The sequence below is a fragment of the Mycobacterium kyogaense genome (assembly GCF_003254575.1).
GTDB classification, from domain to species: domain Bacteria; phylum Actinomycetota; class Actinomycetes; order Mycobacteriales; family Mycobacteriaceae; genus Mycobacterium; species Mycobacterium kyogaense.
Genome location: NZ_QJUA01000124.1, coordinates 1 through 431 on the forward strand (window position 1 = coordinate 1; position 431 = coordinate 431).

A 431-nucleotide genomic window follows, 5' to 3' on the forward strand; every position below is an offset into this window, starting at 1 on the left:
ATATCGATCTTTCTCGCGTCTCTCAAATCACCGGTTTCGTTGACGCTTAATTAATTCGTTGAGGATAGGATATGAGTACTTCAGATAGCATTGTATCCAGCCAGACAAAACAATCGTCCTGGCGTAAATCAGATACCACATGGACGTTAGGCTTGTTTGGTACGGCAATCGGCGCCGGGGTGCTGTTCTTCCCTATCCGCGCAGGTTTTGGCGGACTGATCCCGATTCTTCTGATGTTGGTATTGGCATACCCCATCGCGTTTTATTGCCACCGGGCGCTGGCGCGTCTGTGTCTTTCTGGCTCTAACCCTTCCGGCAACATTACGGAAACGGTGGAAGAGCATTTTGGTAAAACTGGCGGCGTGGTTATCACGTTCCTGTACTTCTTCGCGATTTGCCCACTGCTGTGGATTTATGGCGTTACTATTACC

Annotated in this window: 1 protein-coding gene; it reads left to right on the forward strand. The window is 49.4% G+C overall.

The window, feature by feature from the left end; genetic code table 11:
- Positions 1-71: 71 nt before the first annotated feature.
- Positions 72-431, forward strand: a 360-nt coding sequence (locus tag DMB80_RS27860; protein WP_276131580.1) for an aromatic amino acid transport family protein, incomplete at its 3' end; no start/stop codon positions are given.